The sequence below is a fragment of the Nonomuraea sp. NPDC049624 genome, from assembly GCF_040675255.1.
In the GTDB taxonomy this organism is placed as follows: domain Bacteria; phylum Actinomycetota; class Actinomycetes; order Streptosporangiales; family Streptosporangiaceae; genus Nonomuraea.
Window position 1 is genome coordinate 223,236 of sequence record NZ_JBFAOR010000009.1, and the last position, 20,254, is coordinate 243,489.

At 73.5% G+C, this 20,254-nt stretch carries 19 protein-coding genes; 8 read left to right on the forward strand and 11 right to left on the reverse strand.

Annotation, left to right across the window (positions count from 1 at the left end; all coding sequences use genetic code 11):
- Positions 1-26: 26 nt before the first annotated feature.
- From AB0J76_RS34905 to AB0J76_RS34930, 6 genes are read right to left on the reverse strand one after another with little or no spacing between them, the layout of a single operon-like run.
- Positions 27-1,382 carry a nucleotide disphospho-sugar-binding domain-containing protein gene (locus tag AB0J76_RS34905; protein WP_352327800.1) on the reverse strand — a complete coding sequence of 452 codons (1,356 nt, stop codon included), beginning with the start codon at positions 1,380-1,382 and terminating at the stop codon, positions 27-29.
- A gap of 5 nt (positions 1,383-1,387) precedes the next feature.
- Positions 1,388-2,740 (reverse strand): condensation domain-containing protein, encoded by a 1,353-nt coding sequence (locus AB0J76_RS34910; protein ID WP_364391950.1) that lies wholly within the window; start codon positions 2,738-2,740, stop codon positions 1,388-1,390.
- On the reverse strand, positions 2,737-3,825 hold the full coding sequence (gene hppD / locus AB0J76_RS34915; RefSeq protein ID WP_352330097.1) for a 4-hydroxyphenylpyruvate dioxygenase: 1,089 nt from the start codon (positions 3,823-3,825) through the stop codon (positions 2,737-2,739). Before hppD ends, AB0J76_RS34910 begins: the two co-directional genes overlap by 4 nt.
- A 3-nt stretch (positions 3,826-3,828) precedes the next feature.
- The gene (locus AB0J76_RS34920) at positions 3,829-4,041 is read right to left on the reverse strand and encodes an MbtH family protein (protein WP_352330095.1); all 213 of its coding nucleotides are present in this window, start codon (positions 4,039-4,041) and stop codon (positions 3,829-3,831) included.
- Between the two features lie 10 nt (positions 4,042-4,051).
- Positions 4,052-5,806, reverse strand: coding sequence for a non-ribosomal peptide synthetase (locus AB0J76_RS34925; protein WP_352330093.1), 1,755 nt, complete (start codon positions 5,804-5,806; stop codon positions 4,052-4,054).
- An 11-nt stretch (positions 5,807-5,817) separates the two neighbouring features.
- A complete protein-coding gene (locus tag AB0J76_RS34930; RefSeq protein ID WP_352330092.1) occupies positions 5,818-7,035 on the reverse strand; it encodes an NAD(P)/FAD-dependent oxidoreductase in 1,218 nt (405 codons plus the stop codon).
- 148 nt (positions 7,036-7,183) lie between these two features.
- Here AB0J76_RS34930 and AB0J76_RS34935 point away from each other — a divergent pair, with 148 nt between their 5' ends.
- The 4 genes from AB0J76_RS34935 to AB0J76_RS34950 all read left to right on the forward strand — a co-directional run bounded on the left by AB0J76_RS34935 (position 7,184) and on the right by AB0J76_RS34950 (position 11,045).
- Positions 7,184-8,497: an extracellular solute-binding protein gene (locus tag AB0J76_RS34935; protein WP_364391955.1), complete on the forward strand. Its 1,314-nt coding sequence runs from the start codon at positions 7,184-7,186 to the stop codon at positions 8,495-8,497.
- Positions 8,498-8,638: 141 nt separating this feature from the next.
- Positions 8,639-10,105, forward strand: a complete 1,467-nt coding sequence (locus AB0J76_RS34940; RefSeq protein WP_352326521.1) for a multicopper oxidase domain-containing protein — start codon at positions 8,639-8,641, stop codon at positions 10,103-10,105.
- Positions 10,106-10,123: 18 nt separating this feature from the next.
- Positions 10,124-10,531: a DoxX family protein gene (locus AB0J76_RS34945; protein ID WP_352326520.1), complete on the forward strand. Its 408-nt coding sequence runs from the start codon at positions 10,124-10,126 to the stop codon at positions 10,529-10,531.
- A gap of 61 nt (positions 10,532-10,592) precedes the next feature.
- Positions 10,593-11,045, forward strand: a complete 453-nt coding sequence (locus AB0J76_RS34950; protein ID WP_352326519.1) for a DUF1579 family protein — start codon at positions 10,593-10,595, stop codon at positions 11,043-11,045.
- 125 nt (positions 11,046-11,170) lie between these two features.
- Here AB0J76_RS34950 and AB0J76_RS34955 read toward each other — a convergent pair whose 3' ends face one another.
- On the reverse strand, positions 11,171-11,908 hold the full coding sequence (locus AB0J76_RS34955; protein WP_352326517.1) for a helix-turn-helix domain-containing protein: 738 nt from the start codon (positions 11,906-11,908) through the stop codon (positions 11,171-11,173).
- Positions 11,909-12,007: 99 nt separating this feature from the next.
- On the opposite strand from AB0J76_RS34955, the gene AB0J76_RS34960 reads away from it, so the two are divergent.
- Positions 12,008-12,958: an NADP-dependent oxidoreductase gene (locus AB0J76_RS34960; RefSeq protein ID WP_352326516.1), complete on the forward strand. Its 951-nt coding sequence runs from the start codon at positions 12,008-12,010 to the stop codon at positions 12,956-12,958.
- A 99-nt stretch (positions 12,959-13,057) separates the two neighbouring features.
- On the forward strand, positions 13,058-13,429 hold the full coding sequence (locus tag AB0J76_RS34965; RefSeq protein ID WP_352326514.1) for a DoxX family protein: 372 nt from the start codon (positions 13,058-13,060) through the stop codon (positions 13,427-13,429).
- 6 nt (positions 13,430-13,435) lie between these two features.
- On the opposite strand, the gene AB0J76_RS34970 is transcribed toward AB0J76_RS34965, so the two are convergent.
- A complete protein-coding gene (locus AB0J76_RS34970; protein ID WP_352326512.1) occupies positions 13,436-14,719 on the reverse strand; it encodes an acyltransferase in 1,284 nt (427 codons plus the stop codon).
- 239 nt (positions 14,720-14,958) lie between these two features.
- On the opposite strand from AB0J76_RS34970, the gene AB0J76_RS34975 reads away from it, so the two are divergent.
- Both AB0J76_RS34975 and AB0J76_RS34980 read left to right on the forward strand, forming a co-directional pair.
- On the forward strand, positions 14,959-15,744 hold the full coding sequence (locus AB0J76_RS34975) for a tryptophan 2,3-dioxygenase family protein (protein ID WP_352326511.1): 786 nt from the start codon (positions 14,959-14,961) through the stop codon (positions 15,742-15,744).
- Positions 15,741-17,000 carry a kynureninase gene (locus AB0J76_RS34980; protein ID WP_352326509.1) on the forward strand — a complete coding sequence of 420 codons (1,260 nt, stop codon included), beginning with the start codon at positions 15,741-15,743 and terminating at the stop codon, positions 16,998-17,000. The genes AB0J76_RS34975 and AB0J76_RS34980 overlap by 4 nt, the downstream gene beginning before the upstream one ends.
- Before the next feature lie 74 nt (positions 17,001-17,074).
- Here the strand turns inward: AB0J76_RS34980 and AB0J76_RS34985 are convergent, their stop codons facing one another.
- The 3 genes from AB0J76_RS34985 to AB0J76_RS34995 are packed head-to-tail and all read right to left on the reverse strand — an operon-like array spanning position 17,075 to position 20,252.
- Positions 17,075-18,814, reverse strand: coding sequence for a CoA-transferase (locus AB0J76_RS34985; protein WP_364391961.1), 1,740 nt, complete (start codon positions 18,812-18,814; stop codon positions 17,075-17,077).
- Positions 18,811-19,575: an enoyl-CoA hydratase/isomerase family protein gene (locus tag AB0J76_RS34990; RefSeq protein ID WP_364391963.1), complete on the reverse strand. Its 765-nt coding sequence runs from the start codon at positions 19,573-19,575 to the stop codon at positions 18,811-18,813. The genes AB0J76_RS34985 and AB0J76_RS34990 overlap by 4 nt, the downstream gene beginning before the upstream one ends.
- The gene (locus AB0J76_RS34995) at positions 19,575-20,252 is read right to left on the reverse strand and encodes an FkbM family methyltransferase (protein WP_352326503.1); all 678 of its coding nucleotides are present in this window, start codon (positions 20,250-20,252) and stop codon (positions 19,575-19,577) included. The genes AB0J76_RS34990 and AB0J76_RS34995 overlap by 1 nt, the downstream gene beginning before the upstream one ends.
- Positions 20,253-20,254 lie beyond the last annotated feature (2 nt).

A 20,254-nucleotide genomic window follows, 5' to 3' on the forward strand; every position in this document is an offset into this window, starting at 1 on the left:
CCGCCTCCTGTCTGAGGGGTCGACGGCTACCGGGCGGCGGCGGTCAGCCGCTCCAGCTCCGCGACGATGTCGGTCGGGCTCGGCGTGGCCAGCCAGTCCTGGTGGATGGCGGCCGCGCCCTTGGTGAACGAGGGGTCCTTCAGCACGCGCAGCAGCTCGTCGCGGATCTCGGCCGCGGACTGCGTCTGGTGGTTGATCCGCACGCCGGCGCCGCGCGTGGTGACGTACCGGGAGGTCCGGGTCGAGGTGAGCTGTTTCTGGCACTGGAGCTGCCAGTCGATGCCGCCCTCGACGGGGGTGCCGACGAGCCGGTTGTGCTCGTCGGTGTCGCAGACGATCTGCGGGACGTTCATGGCCGAGGCGGCCGCGAAGGTGCCGATCGAACCGTGGTGGATGATCGCCGAGCAGGTCGGCAGGAGCTGGTCGAGCGGCACGTAGTCGAACACGCGCACGTTGGCGGGCAGCGGGCGGTCCAGGTCGAGCAGCTGGTTGGCGTCCAGGGTGGCGACGACCTCGGCGTCCAGGCCGTCCACGGCCTCCATCAGCTTGGCGGTGCGGCCCCAGTCGCCCTTGAAGAACGTGCGCATCGACACGCCCAGCGAGATCGCCACCCGTGGCCGCTCCGGCGGCCGCCGCAGCCACTCGGGCACGACGCTCGCCCCGGTGTAGGGGACGTACCGGACGGGCAGGCGGCGCACGCCGGGGGTGGGCAGGCTCATCCCGGGCGGGAACGGGTCCACCGTCCAGTCGCCGAGCAGCAGGTTGTCGTCGACGGTCACGCCGTACGCGTCGGCCAGCGGGCCGATCACCCCGGTCATGGGGTTGCGCTCGCCGCTGCCGGCGAACCTGTCCGCGGCCCAGGCGGTGTAGTCGGGGGCCAGCAGCGTACGGGCGTGGGCGGCGCCGCAGACCCGGGCCGCCACCGCGCCGCACGGGAACCACGGGTCCCACAGGACGAGGTCGGGCCGCCACTCGCGGGCGAACTCGACGACGGCCCGCACGTCCTGGCGCGGCTCCGGCGGATGGTAGTTGCGCATGGTGAGCAGCGCGAAGTGGTAGAAGACATCCCAGGGCGGGCGTTCCGCCTCGGTGATGCCGAGCGCGGCGACCAGGCGCTCCGACTCCTCGATCGTCGGGATCAGATCGGCGAACCCGGGGTAGCCGCGGTCGTGCACCGACAGCGGCTCGGGCGCGCCGCAGGAGACCGCGGTCAGCCCGGCCGCGTTCACCGACCGGTGGAAGTCGGGCACCGAGACGCCGGTGTCGACGCCCGGCGGGGCCGCCACCACCACCTGGTGCCCGGCCGCCTGCAACGCCCAGGCGTAGGGCACGATCGGCAGGAAGTGCGCCGTCGCGGGGAAGACGGTGAACATCACGCGCATGGCGATCACTCCAGAGGCGAGTCGGGGGCGGCCAGGCCGGCGCGCAGAATCTCGCCGAAGTCGGCCACCATCGTCACGATCGTGCTCTCGGTGAACAGGTTGCTGTTGTAGGCGAAGTTGCCGAAGATCTCGCCGGAGGGGGCGATGTCGAAGGTGAGCAGCGCGCCGTCGGGGATGTCGGTGCCGTTGGGCTGGTCCAGCAGGCGTTCGCGGACCTCGGCGATCTCCAGGTCGCCGACGCGCTCGCCGTCCATGCCGGTGGCGAACTGCCAGACCTGGAGCGCGCACAGCGCCTTGCTCTCCAGCGCGGCGTCGGCCATCAGCTCGGGCGCCTCGGCCACGATCTGCAGGAACGGGATCTCGTTGGCGTAGGAGTCCATGCAGGTCCGGCGGGAGCGCTCGACGACCTGCCGGAAGGTGGCGCAGCCGTCCAGGCCGGTGCGCAGCGGCAGGAAGTTGAAGAACGGCCCCACGGTCTCCTGGAACTCCGGCTGCCCGCGTCCGGAGCTGATCACCGGGACGACCAGGTCGGTGGCCCCGGTGATCCGGCTGAGCAGCACGTTGTAGGCGGCCAGCAGCACCATGAACGGCGAGCTGCGCATCGTCCTGGCGTAGCCGATCACCCGGGCGGAGACGTCCTTGGGCAGCGAGAACCGGTGGACCGGGCAGACCTTGGCCAGCCCGGCCGACCTGGCGTGGTCGGTGGGGACGGCCAGCATGCGCGCCCCGCGCAGCCGCTCGGCCCAGAAGTCGCGGGCGGCCTGGGTCTCGGCGCTGCCGGCCTGCTCCTGCTGCCGTCCGGCGTACTCGTGGTAGGGCCGGGGCTCGGGCAGCTGCGGCACGGCGTGGCCGCGGCGCTCGGCGTAGCGGGTGACGATGTCGCGGATGAGCAGCTGCATGGACCAGCCGTCGCCCGCGGTGTGGTGCACGATCAGCGCGAGCACCGCGTCCTCGTCGTCGAACCGGCCGAGGATAGCGCGCAGGTGCGGCAGTTCCTGGAGGCTGTAGGAGCCGGCCTCGACCTCGGTGAGCAGCTCCTCGGCCCGCAGCGCGCGCTCCTCGGGGGCGGCGGCCGGCAGGTCGACCACCAGCAGCCGGGCCGGCGCGGACGGCTGCCGCACCTGGTACGCCTCCCCCTCCCCCCGGGTGATCGTCATGTTGAGCGCGTCGTGCCGGTCGGCGACGTCGTCCATGGCGAGCTGGAGGGTGTCGACGTCGATGCGGCCGCGCAGGCGCCAGCCGACGACGATGTTGTAGCGGGCGCTGAAGGGCCCCTGGGCGTCGCCCTGGTCGAACAGGCGCAGGAAGTGCTGGGTGTAGGACAGGGGGTACCGGATCGCCGGCGGGGAAATGGTCATGCTGCCGCCTCCGTGCGGGCATCGCGTCGGCCGCTGCGCTGGAGCTCCACGGCCCGGTAGAGGGCGCTGATGTTGCCGCTGCCGAAGCTGCGCGCGCCCAGTCGCTCGATGAGTTCGAAGAAGAAGGTGTCGCGGGGGTGGGTGGAGCGGGCGAAGATCTGGTAGAGCTGCCCGTCGTGGTCCTCGTCCACGAGGATGTCGAGCCGGGCCAGGTCCTCCAGCCGGTACTTCACCGGCCGGACCCGTTCGGCGAGCAGGCTGTAGTAGACGTCGGGGGCGGTCAGGAACTCCACCCCGCGGGCCGCGCTGCCCTCCACCGCGGCCACGATGTCGGCGGCGGCCAGCGCCAGGTGCTGCACGCCCGCGCCGCCGTGGTCGCGCAGGAACTCGTCGATGTGGCCGGGCGTCCTGGTCACGTCCGGCTCGATCAGCGTGAACGTCACCTCGCCGCGGCCGCGGCTGCGGACGACCTTGGTGGTCATGGCCTGCGAGCCGACGGCGATGCGCTCGGCGAAGGTGAGCTCGAAGCCGAGCACCCGCCGGTACCACTCGACGGTGGCGTCGAGCTCCCCGGCCGGGACGCACACGGCCAGATGGTCCACCTCCTGCAGCCCGAGGGCGGAATCGGCCGGCCGCGGCCCGGTGTCGCGGAAGCCGGGCAGCGCCCGCTCCGCCGCCCCGGCCGGGCGCTGCACGAACGTGTGCAGCACGTCGCCGAAGCCGTGGACGGCGGCCGTGACGAAGCCGTCGCGCCCGGCGGGGGCCGCGACCGGACGGGCGCCGCGCCGCACCGCCTCGTGGTAGGCGGCCGCGGCGTCGGGCACGCCCAGCGCGATGTCGGACACGCCGTCGCCGTGCCGGTCGAGGTAGCCGGCGCCGGGATGGTCGGCGGCCAGCGGCTGGGTGAGCACGAACCTGATCCGGTTCGCGCCCAGGGCGGCCGCGCGGGCCCGGTCGTCCCGGGCCGTGGCGTGGGCCGTCAGGCCCAGGGAGCCGGTCAGCCGTTCGGTCTCGCCGTCCAGGTCGCCGACGTAGAAGCCGATGTGGTCCAGGCGCAGGTCGTCGAAGATCGTCGTGGTGGTCATGGGCTATCCGGCGTCCGTCCGGGCGGCCAGACCGCGCGGGCGCAGGTCCGTCCAGTGGGTGGTGACGTACTCGGTGCAGGCGTCGCGGACGGCGGGGCCGAAGGCGACCTCCCATCCCGCGGGCACGTCGGCGAAGGCGGGCCACAGGCAGTGCCGGCCCTCGTGGTTCACCAGCACGCGGAAGGCCGCGTCCCGGTCGTCGAACGGGTTGCTCATCTCGTCCCTCTCACTGGGTGCGCGCGCCGGCCTCTAGCCACTCGTCCAGGCCGGCCACGGTCGCCGCGTCGAACAGGTCGCCGATGGACAGGTTCACGCCCAGCGCCGCGCGGATCCGGCTGACCAGCCGCATCGCCAGCAGCGACTGGACGTCCAGGTCGAAGATGCTGTCGTCCACGCCGACCCGCTCGACGCCGAACACCTCGGCGAACACGGTGCACAGGACCTCCTGGCGGGGGTTCTGCGGCGCGCGGTAGGCCGAGCCGGGCTCGGTGTCGGGGTCGGGCAGGGCCGCGCGGTCCACCTTGCCGTTGGCGGTCAGGGGCAGCGCGTCCAGCACGACGAACGCCGTGGGCACCATGTAGTCCGGCAGCGAGGCGCGCACGTGGGCGCGCAGCGCGGCGGGGTCGGGGGCCTCGGCGGCCGGCACGACGTAGGCGACCAGGCGTTTGTCGCCCTGCCGCGACTGCCCGGCCACGACGGCGACGTGCGCCAGCCCGGGATAGCCGGCCAGCACGGCCTCCACCTCGGCCAGCTCGACCCGGAAGCCCAGGATCTTGACCTGGTCGCCGGCCCGCCCGATGAACTCGATCTGCCCGTCGTCGTTGCGCCGGACCAGGTCGCCGGTGCGGTACATGCGCTCGCCGGGCCCGCCGAACGGGTCGGCGACGAAGCGCTCGGCGGTCAGGTCGGGGCGGCCGTAGTAGCCCCGGGCCACTCCCCTGCCCCCGATGTACAGCTCGCCCTCCAGGTCGCCGGGGACCGGGCTGAGGCGGTCGTCGAGCACGTAGAGCCGCACGTCCCGCATCGGGCCGCCGACCGGCACGGTCGTGCCCAGCTCGGTCCCGGCGGTCAGGGGGGCGTGGGTGGAGAACAGGGTGACCTCGGTCGCGCCGTACATGGCCCGCACGGTCGTCCCCGGGCAGGCGGCCAGCACCTGGCGGACGGCGGCGGGCACGATCACGTCGCCGCCGGTCAGCACCTCGCGGACGCCGGCCAGGCAGTCCGCCCCCTCCTCGGCCACGACCCGGAACAGCCCGGCGGTCAGGTGCAGCCCGGTGATGCGCTCCTCGCGGATCAGCCGGCGCAGGGTGTCGAGGTCCGGCTCGCCGGGCGGCGCCACGACGATCGTGCCGCCGTGCAGCAGCGGCACCCACAGCTCGTACGTCGAGACGTTGAACGCGTACGGCGCGACCATCAGGACGCGCTCGTGGGCGCCGGTGTCCCAGCAGGGGTCGAGGGCCAGGCCGAGCACGTCCCAGTGGGTGACCGCGACGCCCTTGGGGTGCCCGGTCGAGCCCGAGGTGTAGATGACGTAGGCCAGGTCGTCGGGGCCGGTGGCGACGTCAGGGTCCGTGGACGGCTGTGTGGCGGTGGCGGGGTCGTCGTCGGCCAGCAGGGTCGCGGGGGCGGCCGGCAGGCCGGCGGCGGCCTTGGCCCGGTCGGCGACCAGGACGGGCGTCCCGGAGGAGTCGACGATCCACTGCCGGCGGTCGGCCGGGTAGGCGCTGTGGACGGGCAGGTAGCAGCCGCCCGTCTTGAGGATCGCGAGGAGCGTGACGACCAGGTCGGCCGAGCGCTCCATCAGCACCGCGACCGGCGTCTCGGGGCCGGCGCCGAGCCCGCGCAGGCGGTGGGCGAGGCGGTTGGCCCGCTCGTCGAGCTCCCGGTAGGTCAGCCGCACCGGGCCCGCCGACACCGCGACCGCGTCGGGCGTGCGCCTGGCCTGCTCGGCGACGTGTCCGTGCACAGTTGTAGGCGACATCAGCGGGTTCCTCAGTCGTCGTGGAAGATGGCGTGGATGCCGGAGACGCCCGAGAGCATCGTGGCGAAGTCGATCTTGCGGGGGCGGAGCTTGCTGGGGTCGAGGGTCTTCTGCGCCCTGTCCCAGTACTCCTCCTTGTGCCTGGTGCGGTCGTAGAAGAAGCGCACGAAGTCCAGCAGGGAGTTCAGGAACTCGCGGTAGTCCTTCTCGTAGCGGGCCAGCACGGCCTCCTCCGAGGCCGGGTCGGCGAGGATCTCGTCCACCGCGCCGGCCAGCCCGTGGGCGCCGCGCAGCGCCAGGCCGACGCCGGTGGACAGCAGCGGGTCGATGAAGGCCGCCGCGTCGCCCACCAGGGCCCAGCCGGAGCCGTGGAAACGGGTGCAGGTGTAGGACCAGTCGCGGATGCTGCGGAAGCCGCTGACCCGGGTGGCGCCCTCGGTCAGGGCCCGCACCTCCTCGGCGGCGGCCAGCTCCGAGGCGTACAGGTCCTCCAGGCTCTTGCCGGACTTCTTGTACTCCTCGATGGGCGTGACGTAGCCGACGCTCACCGTGCCGTCGTGCAGGGGGATGAACCAGAACCAGCCGGCGGGGCGGTTCTCGGTGACGGTGTCGCCGAAGCGCGTGCCGCCGTAGCGCTTGCACCCCTGCCAGTACGACCAGACGGCGATGTTGCGCAGGTCGTCGTGGTACTCGATGAGGTCGAAGCGGCGGGCCAGCAGGTGCTGCTGCCCGGTGGCGTCGATCAGCAGGCGGCAGCGGGCGGTGCGCTGCTCGTCGTCGCCCTTCACCGCGTACGTGACGCCGGTGACGCGGTCGCCGTCGAACACCAGGTCCTTGACCGTGGCCTCCTCGAACACCGTCGCGCCCAGCTCCCTGGCCCTGGCCAGCAGAAGGGCGTCGAAATCGGCGCGGCGCACCTGGTAGGCGTACTCGTAGTTGGACGCCTCGGCGAAGCGGAAGTCCCAGGTGCCCTGGTTCCTGCCCCACAACAGGGTGCCGCCGTACTTCTTGACGAACCCCATCTGGTCCAGCCGGTCCTTCAGGCCCAGTTCCTCCAGCGTGGGCATGGACCCCGTGATCAGCGACTCGCCGATGTGATAGCGCGGGAACTTCTCCCGCTCCAGCACCAGAACCCGGTGCCCGCGCTGGGCCAGCAGTCCCGCCGTACCCGAGCCGCCAGGGCCTCCGCCGATCACGACAACGTCGAACTCGTCATGAGTATTGATCACCGTGCTCCTCCGTTTCGCCGCTCTGCGACTCGCAGTCAGGGTCACATTCACGTCGCGGGGCCCACATCCTTTGAATTGCTGTCTGAGCTCACGAAACACCGCATTTCACAAGATGTGCGGCGGGGTGGCCGCGTTCATCATGAGGCGAATGAGAACGGTCATCAGCGTCTGGATCGCCGAGCATCCCCTGCCGGACTACCTGGGCCCGATCAGGAGGATGGCCGCCGACTTCGAGGCCGCGCACCCGGACCTCCGGATCGAGATCACCGGGCACGGCTTCCGCGAGCTGCCCGCCGCGGTGGCCGCCGCGGCCGGCCGGGGCGAGCCGCCGGACCTGGCGGAGTACTACGCCACGGCCACCCGGCTCGCGCTGGACACCCGGTCGCGTTCCGGCGCACCGCTGTTCACGCCGATCGAGCGCGCCGTCGGGGGACGCGCGGAGATCCTCGGCGAGCCGGTCGTGCTCGCCGACCTCGAACCGGCCGTCCGCGGCCACTACACCTACCGCGGCGAGCTCGTCGCCGCGCCCGCGACGGCGACCACGGCGGTGCTGCTCAGCAACGCCACCCTGCTCCGCGCGGCCGGCATCGACGCGCCGCCGCGCACCTGGGAGGAGCTGGAGCGCGCGTGCGCCGCCGTACGGGCGCTGCCCGGCGGCCCGCCGCACGGCGTCTCCTGGGCCAACCACGGCTGGCTGTTCCAGCAGGCCGTCGCCGGGCAGGGCGGCCTGCTGGCCGACCACGACAACGGCCGCGCCGGCCGCGCCGGACGGGTGGACCTGGCCTCCAAGGAGCTGCTGGCCTACGCCGCCTGGTGGCGGCGCCTGCACGCCGAGGGCCACTACCTGCGCGCCGGCGAGCCCGGTGACTGGGGCCCGGCGCTGGGGGCGTTCCTGGAGCGGCGGGTGGCGTTCACGGTCGCGTCCTCGGTGGTGGCCGGCATGATCGCCGAGCGCGGGCGGGAGGCCGGGTTCGAGGTGACGGCGAGCCCGCTGCCGCACAACGAGAGCCTGCCGCGCGCCGGGCACCTGGTCTCCGGCCAGGCGCTCTGGCTGACCGACGGGCTGCCGCCGGAGCGGCGGGACGGCGCGCTGGCGTTCGTCCAGCACCTGCTGAGCGCGGGCAACGCGGCGCGGTGGCACCGTGAGGCCGGTTTCCTGCCGGTCACCAGGGCCGCGGCCGGCCTGCTGGAGGAGGAGGGCTGGTTCGCGCGGCACCCGGTGCACCGGGCCGCGACCGCCCAGCTGCGCGCCGCCGACGGCTCCCCCGCCGCGCTGGGCGCGGTGCTCGGGGACTTCGCCGGGATCCAGGACCTGATGACGCAGGCCATGGCCCGGGTGCTGGACGGCGCCGACCCCGACGACTGCTTCGCCGAGGCGTCGCGGCGGGCTCAGGGCCTGCTCGACGCCTACAACGCCGACTGCCTGGACGGGCGCACCCCGCGCCGCCTGTCCGTGGGCTGAACCACCGCCGCCCTCCGGGCGGCGGCACCGCTCCCACGGCATCCGCCCGTGAAGTGAGCACTTCAGAAGAAGACCGTGCCGGCGGGCGATGCCACGCTCGGACATGGCGATGGGAGTTCCCGTATGTTAAGCCGACGGCGCTTGATCGTTCTCGGTGGCCTGGCAGGAGGCGCCGCGCTCACCCCGGTGTCCCGCGGGCTGTTCGGCGAGCCGGAACAGCAGGCGCAGCAGCAGCACATGATGCGCATGCACGACCACGGCGGCCGGGTCCCCGCGGTCCGCACCGGCGCCACCGCGGCGCCCTTCAGCGTCGCGATGCCGGTGCCCCCGGTGCTGGCCCCCGTGGCCACCCTGCCGGGCATCGACTTCTACCGGCTGTCCATCCAGCAGGCGACCACCCAGATCCTGCCGGGCGTGAGCACGCCCGTGCTGACGTACGGCGGCCAGTTCACCGCCCCCACCATCCGCGCCCGGCAGGGCCGCAGGGCGCTGGTCACCTTCGACAACAGGCTCGGCCACGAGGCGAACGTGCACCTGCACGGCGGCCGCGTGCCGGCGGCCAGCGACGGGTACCCGATGGACCTGATCGCCGACGGCAAGTCGAAGACCTACGACTATCCGAACGCGCAGGCCGGCGCCACGCTGTGGTACCACGACCACACCCACCACATGGAGGCCGAGCACGTCTACCGCGGCATGCACGGCTTCTACCTGGTCGAGGGCGCCGACGAGCAGCAGCTCGGCCTGCCGTCCGGGGCCTACGACGTGCCCATCCTGCTGCGCGACGCGCTCTTCGACGACCAGGGCGGGCTCGTCTTCGACCCGGCCGACCCCTACAACCGGCCGACGCTGATCGCCAACGGCAAGGCCCAGCCGTACTTCCAGGTCGCGGCCCGCAAGTACCGGCTGCGCCTGCTCAACGGCTCCACGCACCGGATCTTCGAGCTGTCGCTGAGCAACGGCGCCCAGATGACGCAGATCGCCACCGACTGCGGGCTGCTGGCGGCGCCGGTGCCGACGTCCAAGCTGGTGCTCTCCTCGGGCGAGCGGGCCGAGGTCGTGATCGACTTCGGCGCGTTCCCGCTGGGCACGCAGATCACGCTGGAGGACGTGAGCGGCTCCGTGCTCCGCTTCGACGTCGTACGGCGGGCCGTCGACCGCAGCCGCGTGCCCAGCCAGTTGCGCGCGATGGTCCCGCTGGCCGCGGCCACGCAGACCCGGCAGCTCACCCTCAGCCTGGACCCGGTCAACATCCAGGCCCTGATCAACAATCGGGCGTTCGACGCCAACCGGGTGGACATGCAGGTCAAGCGGGGAACCAGCGAGGTCTGGGAGGTCACCAACTCCGACACCAACGTCGGGGGCTCCGGCTTCGGCGTCCCGCACAACTTCCACACCCACCTCGCCCAGTTCCGGATCCTGGACCGCGACGGCACGCCGCCGCAGCCGGGCGAGGCGGGATGGAAGGACACGGTGCTCATCCAGCCGGGCGAGACCGTGCGCTTCCAGGCCAGCTTCGGCGACTACCTGGGGCGATACGTCTACCACTGTCACATGTTGGAGCACTCGGCCATCGGGATGATGGGCCAGATGGAGATCGTCAACTAGTTCCTCAAGGAGGACTGCATGAGCACCACGAACAGCACGTCCGCCGTCGGCCGGTCCACCGGCCGCGGCGTCAACATCGCCCTCTGGGTCGCCCAGGTCCTTCTGGCGTTCCAGGTCGGCCTGGGCGGCGTGCTCAAGCTCGCCGGCGACCCGACCATGGTCGCCATGTTCGAGGACATCGGCGCCGGCCAGTGGTTCCGCTACGTGGTCGGCGTGCTGGAGATCGCCGGCGCGATCGGGCTGCTGATCCCGCGGCTGAGCGGCGTGGCCGCGCTGGCGCTGATCGGCCTGATGATCGGCGCGGCCGGCACCAACGCGATCGTGCTGGGCGGCGTCCCCGTGATCGAGGCCGTCCTGCTGGTCGTCCTGGCGCTGGTCGTCTGGGGCCGCTGGTCCCGGGTCAAGGCGTTCTTCGGCGCCAAGTGAGCCAACCCCCGCCCGGTACGCGATCGGCGTACCGGGCATCGACCTGTCCCGTGGAGGGAACATGACAGAGACGGCCAACCCGCAGAACCAGCTCCCCACCCCCGACCCCTCGCTGCAGACCCTGCAGCCGCTGGTCGGCACGTGGGAGATGACGGGCAAGGACTTCGGCACCGGCGAGGCGACCGGCGGCCGGCTCGTCTTCGAGTGGATGGACGGCGGCTTCTTCCTCGTCCAGCGCGTCGAGATGAGCCACGGCGGCGGCACGATGACCGGCGTGGAGTACATCGGCCACGACCCCGAGAGCGGCGCGCTGCGCTCGCACTACTTCGACAGCACCGGCAACAACTTCGTCTACGTGTGGAAGCTCGACGGGCGCGACCTCCACATCTGGTTCGGCGCGGAGGGCTCGCCTGCCGGGTTCACCGGCGCCTTCAGCGAGGACGGCCGGACCATCAGCGGCCGGTGGGAGTGGCCGGGCGGCGGCTACGAGGCCACCATGACCCGGGCGGGTTAGCCGGACCGATCTCGTGACGGCCGGGACCGGCCCCCACGGGCCGGCCGCCGCCCCCCGTCCCGGCCGGCTGCTCACTCCAGGCGGCCCCGCCCGGCTGCTCACTCCAGGCCGTCGCCGCCCGGTGCTCACTCCCGGCCGTCGCCGGGGCCGGCGGCGGGGCGGGTGAGGCGGACCATGGCCCGGTACAGGGCGGTGGGCGCGGGGGTCGGCTCCAGCGGGGGCAGGTCGGCGCCGGGGGCGGCGTAGGCGCGCAGCATCTGGCCGACGAGGCGGCGCCAGGTGTCCGGGGCGGCGTCCCCGGTGGCGGCGATGACCCCGGCGTTGGCCATCAGCAGGATGACCATGTCCTGGTCGGTGAAGTCCGCCCGCAGCCGGCCGGTGGCCTTGGCGCGCTCGATGAGGTCGAGGAAGCCCTGGTAGGCCGCGGCCCGGCGCTTCTCCAGCGCCTTGGCCGCGGGGAAAGTCATGGCCAGCACGTCGGCGAAGCCCCGGTCGGCGGCCTGCATGGCGCACACGGACCGGACGTAGCCGACGAAGCCGTGCCAGGGGTCGGGGTCGGCCAGCGCCTCGGCGACGGCGGCGGCGTAGGCGTCCATGCGGTCGGCGAAGACGGCGTTGATGAGCTCCTCGCGGGTGGCGAAGCGGCGCGACAGGGTGGCCTTGCCGACGCCGGCGGCACGGGCGATGCAGGCCATGGAGACGCCGAGGCCGTGGCTGGCGTACAGGCGGCGGGCGGTGGCCACGATGCGTTCGCGGTTGCGTTCGGCGTCGGCGCGAAGGCCCGGGCCGGGCTGCTCACCTGAGGCATCGGCGCGAAAGCCCGGGCCGGGCTGCTCACCTGAGGTGTCGGCGGGATGATCCATGCGCCCATCCTACCCAAGTGGAACGACCTACCCGTTTTTCTTGCTACGCTGACGGCACGAAACGGGTAGCCCGTTCCACTTTTCTGAGAGGTGCAGCTCATGCGTGCTGTCATGATGAACTCCGTCCCCGCCGACCCGGCCCTGGCCGATCTGCCCGTCCCGCGGCCGGCGGCCGGCGAGGTGCTGGTGAAGGTCGCGGGCTCCTCGGTCAACGGCTTCGACGTGGCCGTGGCCGCCGGCTATCTGCAGCAGGCGATGGAGCACCGGTTCCCGCTGGTCGTGGGTAAGGACTTCGCCGGCACCGTCGAGGCGCTCGGCGAGGGCGCCGAGGGCTTCACCGTCGGGCAGCCGGTCTTCGGCGTGGTGATGAAGCCGTTCCTCGGCCCCGGCTCGATGGCCGAGTACGTCACCGTGTCCGCCGGTTACGGCATCGCCCCGCTCCCCCAGGGGCTGACCGCCGCCGAGGCGGGCGCGCTGGGTCTGGCCGGCACCGCGGCGCTGGACAGCCTCGACGCCGTCGCCCCGGCCGACGGTGAGACGGTGCTGATCTCCGGCGCCACCGGCGGCGTGGGCGCGCTGGCCGTGCAGCTGGCCGCCGCCCGCGGCGCCCGGGTGATCGCCACCGCCCGTCCCGGCGCCGAGGCCGACTTCGTCGCCGGGCTCACCGACGCCAAGGTCGAGCTCGTCGACCACGGCGGCGACCTGGCCGCGCAGGTCCGCGCGCTGGCCCCGGCGGGCGTGGACGCCGTGCTGCACCTGGCGGGCGACGGCGCCGAGCTGGCGGGGCTGCTGCGCGACGGCGGCCGGCTCGCCTCGACCCTCGGCCTGACCCAGGACGCCGTCCAGGACGCCGTCCAGGATGCCGCGGTCACCGTGCACACCGTCATGGCCGATCCGAACCCGCGGACCCTGACCGAGCTGGCCACCCGGGTCGCGGCGGGCGCGCTGCGCGTGCCGGTCACCGCCACCTACCGGCTGGAGCAGGCCCCCGAGGCGTTCGCCGCCTTCCGCGCGGGCACGCTCGGCAAGATCGCCGTCACCTGCTCCTGACGTCCCCGGCCTGAAGGCCCGGGACCGTCCTCACCCCTCGACCGGCCACGCCGGGGCGCATCGCCCCGGCCACCCCCCGCTTTCGCGAAGGAACCCGTGATGAACATCGCCCTGTGGATCGTGCAGGCCGTGCTCGCCCTCCTGTTCGGGCTCGCCGGACTCACCAAGTCCACGCAACCCAAGGAGAAGCTGGAGCCCAGACTGCCCTGGGCCGAGGACTTCTCCGCCGGCGCCGTCCGCCTCATCGGCCTCACCGAGCTGGCCGGCGCGCTCGGGCTGATCCTGCCCGCGGTCACCGGCGTCGCGCCCCTCCTGACCCCGCTGGCCGCGGCCGGCCTGGCCGTGGTGATGGTGCCGGCCGCGCTCGTGCACGTCCGCCGCAAGGAGCCCGGCGCGATCGCCGTCAACGCGATCCTGTTCCTGCTGGCCGCGTTCGTCGCCTGGGGGCGCTTCGGACCTCACCCCTTCTGAGCACCCCTAGACCGGGACGCGCGGGCTCTCGGCCGCCCGGCGTGGCTCGGCCTCGGCGCGCCGGGCCACCAGGCGTTCGCGCAGCCGCATCGCGGGCAGCTCGACCAGGTAGTAGCTGACCGTCGCGACCGCGACCGTGCCCACGAGCACGACCGCCAGCAGCTCCCAGAAGCCGGACTTGCCCATCACCATCGGCATCGGCACCGGCGGCGCGCCGAAGACGCTGCCGTTCTGCAGCCAGAGGTACTGCAGGATGAAGTGCCACAGGTAGACGCCGTAGGAGATGCGGCCGAAGAAGCGCATCGGCCGGTTGGTGAGCACGGCGTCGATGACCTTCGAGTGCACGCCGGGCACCACCACCGGGGCGATGATCAGCAGCGCGAAGACCAGGAACAGCACCATCTCGGCCATCGCCTCGGGCACGGTGGCGTAGTCGGCCATGCCGGGCTTGCCGAACGGCCGGATGCAGTTGATCACGTAGACGACGGCCGCGCCCAGCCAGAACAGCAGCGGACGGCGGGCCACCAGCCGGTAGAAGGCGGGCGTGGTGTCCTTGGCCTCCGCGTACGCCGACAGGATCGCCAGGCCCATGCCGATGGCCAGGAAGCCGGTGAAGCCGATCACCCAGAAGTACTCGTACGGGAAGGGGCCCATCGACTCCAGGTGCGTGTACGCCGTCCAGGCCAGGCCGACGAGCACGAAGACGCCCAGCGGGACCAGCAGACGGCGGGCCTTGGCGCCGGGGTCGGCGGCCTTCCTGGCGTACCGGTCGAAGATCCAGGCCAGAATGGGCAGCGCCAGGTAGAAGGTGACCTCGGCGGGCACGGTCCAGGTGGGCTCCAGCCCGGCGTAGCCCGCCTCGGGGCCCGGCACGTAGTAGTGCATGAGCAGCAGGGGGCTGAGCACGTACCACAGGCCGTCGACGCTCTTGAGGTTGAGCAGCAGCAGCGCCGCCACGGCCACCAGCCAGTACGCGGGCAGGATCCGCAGCATGCGCTTGATCAGGTAGCCCTTGAGCTCAGGACGCGACGTGCCGACGATCGTCGCCCTGGCGAACGGCCGGTACAGCAGCAGGCCGGACATCACGAAGAAGGGCGGCAGCAGCACGTTGAGCCCCTGGATCAGCACGGGCCAGATGCCGACGGACGGTTTGTCGTAGAAGCCGATGACGCCGGCGGCGAAGGCGACGTGCACCACGATCACGCCCAGTGCCAGATATCCGCGCAGCCCGTCGAGCCGAGGGGCACGTTTGCCGGGGCCGCCCCTCTTGATGATCTCCGGTGAGGTCATGGCATGTTTCCTCGCAGTTCGCTCGCTGATGGGGCTCGGCACCCCCTCGGCGCCATCGTCACGCGGGGCCGCGGGCGGCCGCATCTCGTGTCGTGCTGAATTCCCCGTGCCGCCGGACGGCCTTTTCCACATCTTCCGGAATGCGTTTCCGGCGAATTGCAGGAAGCGGTCCCGGCGGGGCAGGTAGCTGCCCGGGAATGCCCTGTCGCCCGTCCCCCGGGAGGCGCATCGTTGGGGCCATGAGAGAAGACACCGTCCTGACGTACTCGTCCTACCTGGCGCTGGAGGAGATCCTCACGGCGCAGCGACCGGTTTCCGAGAGCCATGACGAGACCCTGTTCATCATCGTCCACCAGGTGTACGAGCTGTGGTTCAAACAATTGCTGCACGAATTCGCCGAGCTGCAACTCGAACTCGCCGGCGGATTCACCGCGCACGCCATGCGGACTTTGCACCGGTCCTTGAAGCTGATGCGGCTGGCGGTCTCCCAGATGGACGTCATGGAGACGATGACGCCGTTCCAGTTCGCCGCCTTCCGCGGCAAGCTGGGCACCAGCAGCGGCTTCCAGTCGGCGCAGTTCCGCGAGATCGAGGCGGTGCTGGGCCGGCGCGACGAGCGCATGCTGCTCGGCCAGGCCGAGGGCAGCCCGGCCCGCGCCCGGATCGAGGCGGCGATGGCCAGGCCCACGCTGTACGACTCGCTGCTGACGTACCTGTACCTGCGCGGCTACGAGGTGCCGCAGGACCGGCTGCACCGCGACGTACGCCTGCCGCTGGAGCCGTCGGAGCCGGTGCAGGACCTGCTGCTGCGGGTCTACCGGGACGACACCGGCGCGGCCCAGCTCTGCGAGCGCCTGGTGGACCTGGACGAATGCCTCCAGGAGTGGCGGTACCGGCACCTGAAGATGGTCGAGCGCACCATCGGCGCCCGGCCGGGCACCGGCGGCTCCAGCGGCGGGGCGTACCTGCGGGCCTCGCTGACGCCGGCGTTCCCCGACCTGTGGGCCGTCAGGAGCATGGCATGAACGACATCTCGGGACGCCTGGCGCCGCACTACTCGGCCTTCCGCGCGGCCGACCGGCTGCTGCTCACCGGCCACTCCCACCAGGCCTGGCCGGACGTGGCGCTGGCCGGGCAGATCGAGGCGTTCGACGACGCCGCCCGGGACGTGGACGACAAGTGGGCCGCCGCGTTCAAGAAGGCCGACCGGGTCAGGGAGGGGTTCCGCCTCTTCCTCGGCGACCCGTACGCCGAGCTGGCCCTCGGGTCCAGCACGCACGAGCTGGTGCTGCGCTTCCTGTCGGCGCTGGACCTGCGCGGCCGGCCCCGGCTGGTCACCTCCGGCGGCGAGTTCCACACGCTGCGGCGCCAGCTCGCCCGGCTGGCCGAGGAGGGGGTGGAGGTGGTCGTCGTCCCGCCGGAGCCGGTGGGCACGCTGGCCGCGCGGCTGGCGGACGCGGCCGACGGGCGCACGGCCGCCGTCCTGGTCTCGGCGGTGCTGTTCGAGACGGCCAGGATCGTGCCGGAGCTGGACGCGCTGGCCGCCGCCTGCCGCCTGCGGGGGGCCGAGCTGCTGGTGGACGCCTACCATGCGCTGGGCGTGGTGCCGTTCTCGACGGCGGGCCTGGAGTCGGCCTGGGTGGTGGCGGGCGGGTACAAGTACCTGCAGCTCGGGGAGGGCAACTGCGTGCTGCGGCTGCCGGCGCACGCCGACCGGCTGCGGCCGGTGGTGACCGGGTGGTACTCGGAGTTCGCCGAGCTGGCCGAGGACCCGCGGGCGGGCGGCCGGGTCGGCTACCCGGCGGGGGCGGCCCGGTTCGCGGGGGCGACCTACGATCCGGTGAGCCACTACCGGGCGGCCCGGGTGTTCGACTTCTTCGCCGCGCAGGGGCTGACGCCGCAGGTGCTGCGGGCGGTGTCGCTGCGGCAGCGCGGGCTGCTGGCGGCGCGCTTCGACGAGATCGGCGCGCCCCCGCACGTGGTCAGCCGGGACCTGGACGCCGCGCCCGAGGAGTTCGGCGGGTTCCTGGCGCTGCGCTCGCCGTACGCGGGGCGGCTGCGGGCGGGGCTGGCGGCGCGGGGGGTGCAGGCCGACAGCCGGGGCGACCACCTGCGGCTCGGGCCGGCGCCGTACCTGTCGGACGCGCTGCTGCACGCGGCCATGGACCACCTGGCCGCGGAGGTCCGCTCCCTGACGTCCGGGGCGGCGGCCGGCACGGCGACCGGCACGGCGACCGGCGCGACGGCCGGCACGGCGGCCGGGGCGAGGCGGGCGGCGTGAACCAGAGGGGGCGGCGGCGGCCCACAGCCGGGCACCTGCCCCCGGCCCCGGCCCGGCCTTGCACCCGCCGACGGTCAGGGGCGGAAGAGGGCCGGGTCCATGGGGACGAGCGACGGCGAGACGCGGACCGGGAAGCCGATCTGGTCGAGCACGTCGCGGCGCAGGTCCACCCCGGGCGCGAGCTCCACGAGCTCCAGGCCGCCGGCGGTGACGTCGAAGACGGCCCGCTCGGTGACGACGCGGGCCCACTGCCCGCGCCGCACGCCCTCGCCCAGCCGGTACGTGACGTGCCCGGCCCGCGGGACCAGCTTGCGCACCCGCCCTTCGGCCAGGATCCGCAGCCCGCCGTCGGCGCAGCTCACCCGGAGGCCGTCGGTGGTCAGCGTGCCGGCGAAGACCAGCCGCGTGGCGTTGTGCGCGATGTCCACGAACCCGCCGGCGCCGGGGTTGGCCGCGCCGAACCGGCTGACGTTCACGTTGCCCTCGGCGTCGATCTGGGCGAAGGCGAGCGCGGCGAACGGGCAGCCGCCGCCGTCGATGAAGTCGAACTGGGAGGGCCCGTCGAGCAGCGCCCGCGGCGAGTAGTTCGCCGAGAACTGCCAGCCGCTCATCACGATGCCGCCGAACGAGCCGTGCTCGGTGGTGAACAGGTGCTCGTCCAGGCGGCCGTCGTCCAGCAGGCCGTCCTCGGCCATGGCCAGGACGGCGTCGGAGGAGGCGCCGAACCCGAAGATCGAGGTCTCCCCCGGCCTGACCTCCCTGGCGACCCGGCGGGCGATCACCTTGTCCGGCCCGGACGGCAGCCGCGGCACTCGCGCGACGGCGTCGGGCACGTGCCGCAGGTAGCCGGGGTCGTGCCGTACGCCGGTGGTCATGGGCGCGTCCGGGACCACGACGACCCGGTCGACGAGCGCCCCGGGCACCCGCATCTCCCGCGCAGGCGACGAGCCGGCAGGCACGATCCGCGACACCTGCGCGATCACGGTGCCGCCGCACGCCTTCACCGCGAGGGCGATGGCCAGCGCGCTGGAGAACAGCGGCTGGTCCTCGAAGGACAGGTTGCCGTCGGGGTCGGCGGCGCTCGCCCGGACCAGGCCGGCGTGCAGCGGCCAGGACGGGTAGAACAGGTACTCCTCCCCGCCCAGCTCGACCAGCTCCACCAGGTCCTCCTGGGCCAGGCGGGTGAACCTGCCGCCGCCGTGCCGGGGGTCGGCGTACGTGCCGAGTCCGACGCGGGTCAGGTAGCCGGGGCCGCGCCGGGCCACCTCGCGCAGCCAGTGCATGGCCGCGCCCATCGGCCAGCTGTACGCCTCGACGAGGTCGTTCTGGATCAGCTCGGTCAGGGCCGGGCGGGCGCCGGTCACCGGGTGGCGGGGGTTGATGAACGAGGCGGACACGATGCGGCGCATCAGGCCCTTCCTGGCCACGTGGTCCATGCCGCCGATGCCGACGGCGTCCCCGGTGGCGCAGGGGAAGTAGAAGGTCAGCTCGCGGGGGGCGCCGGTGGCGGCGAAGCGCTCGCCGAGCGCGGCCAGCAGGGCGTCGGGGGTCAACCAGCCGATCACGCCGGTGCTGGCGACGGCCTGGTGGTCCTCGATGAGCGCGACAGCCTCGGCCGCCCCGCACACCTTGCCCGTCCGGCCGGCCGCCGCCGGCTCCGGGGCCTGGTCCGCGGCCTGATCCGGGGCCTGGTCCGGGACCTGATCCGGGGCCTGGTCCGGGACCTGATCCGGGGCCTGGTCCGGGACCTGATCCGGGGCCTGGTCCGGGACCTGGTCCGGGACCGGGGCCGGGGCCTGGTCCTGGCCGGTCATGGGCGGGCTCCGAAGCGGGCCAGGCTCTCGCGGGCCGCGGCGGAGGCGCAGTCGGCGCCGAACATCCAGGTCGTACGCGCGTCGAGCGTCTCGGCGGGCCCGCTCACCGCGTCGGCCAGCGCCCGCTTGGCGGAGGCGACCGCGTGCGGGGGCAGCGCGGCGAGCCCCGCCGCCACCTCCAGCGCGCACGCCAGGGCCTGGCCCGGCGCCGTGAGCTCGTCGGCGCCGCCGATCCCGTGCAGCTCGCGGCCGGTCAGCGGGCGGTCGCCCCAGACCAGCCGCCGCGCGGCGACCGGCCCGACCCGGGCGGCCAGGCTCTGGATGCCCCAGGGCGGCACCCAGCCGAGCCGCACCTCCGGCAGGTGCCAGCGGGCGTCCTCGGCGGTGACCACCACATCGCAGCCGGTGGCCAGCAGGAAGCCGCCGCCGAGCGCGAAGCCCTCGACGGCGGCCACCACGGGGATGCCGAGATGCTGGACGGCCCTGGCCACGCGCCCGGTGTCGGCCTCGTGCCGCACCATGCCCTCACGCGTCATCCCGGACAGCTCCTTCAGGTCCGACCCCGCGCAGAACCCCGGCGGCGCGCCCGTCAGCACGGCGGCGCGCACCCCCGGGTCGTCGTCCAGCTCGGCCAGCGCGCAGCCGAGCGCCGCGACCAGCCCGGACCCGAGCGCGTTGCGCACGCGGGGCCGGTCGAGCCGCAGGACGGCCACCGCCCCGCGGCGCTCGCACGCCAGGCCCCCGTCCGACGGCCGATCCATCAGAACGGGGTGGGCCAGGGGGCCAGCCAGGCGACGTCCACGACGCCGGGACGCAGGTGCGGCCAGGCGGCCACCTCGCGCCAGCCGTGCGCCGTCATGTGCTCGGCGATGCTGTCGAGGGTCGAGCCGCCGCTGTAGCGGGCCGTCACGCTGCCCTCGACGACGGCGAGCCGCAGCCGGCTCAGGTCGGTCCCGGCCAGCACCTCCAGCTCGGCGCCCTGGGCGTCCACCACCAGCACGTTGCAGCCGTGCTGCACCTCGCTGACGGGGATCACCGGGACGACGTCCTGCCGGACGACGGCCATGGGCAGCAGCGGCGGCAGCATGCTGGACTGCTTGTCGTAGGGGGTGACGTTGAGGGTGGCCTGGCCGCGTTCCCGGCCGGCGCACGCCGCCACGACCTCGCGGGCCGGGTGGCCGTGCTCGGGCTCGGGCAGCCCGGCGGCCAGGTGGTGCAGCCGGAGCTGCTCGCGCAGCGCGGGCAGGTGGTCGCCGTTGGGCTCCATCATGACCAGGCGGCGGAAACCGCACCTGGTGAGCGCCTCCACCTCCTGGCCCCGGTGCGCGCCCACCTGGATCACCCCTTCGGCCGGCAATCCCAGCTTGTCCAGCAGGTCGGGCAGGTGATCCTCCCATCGGGCGCTCACCCGCTCCGGTGCGACAGTCTGGTTGCGCATCT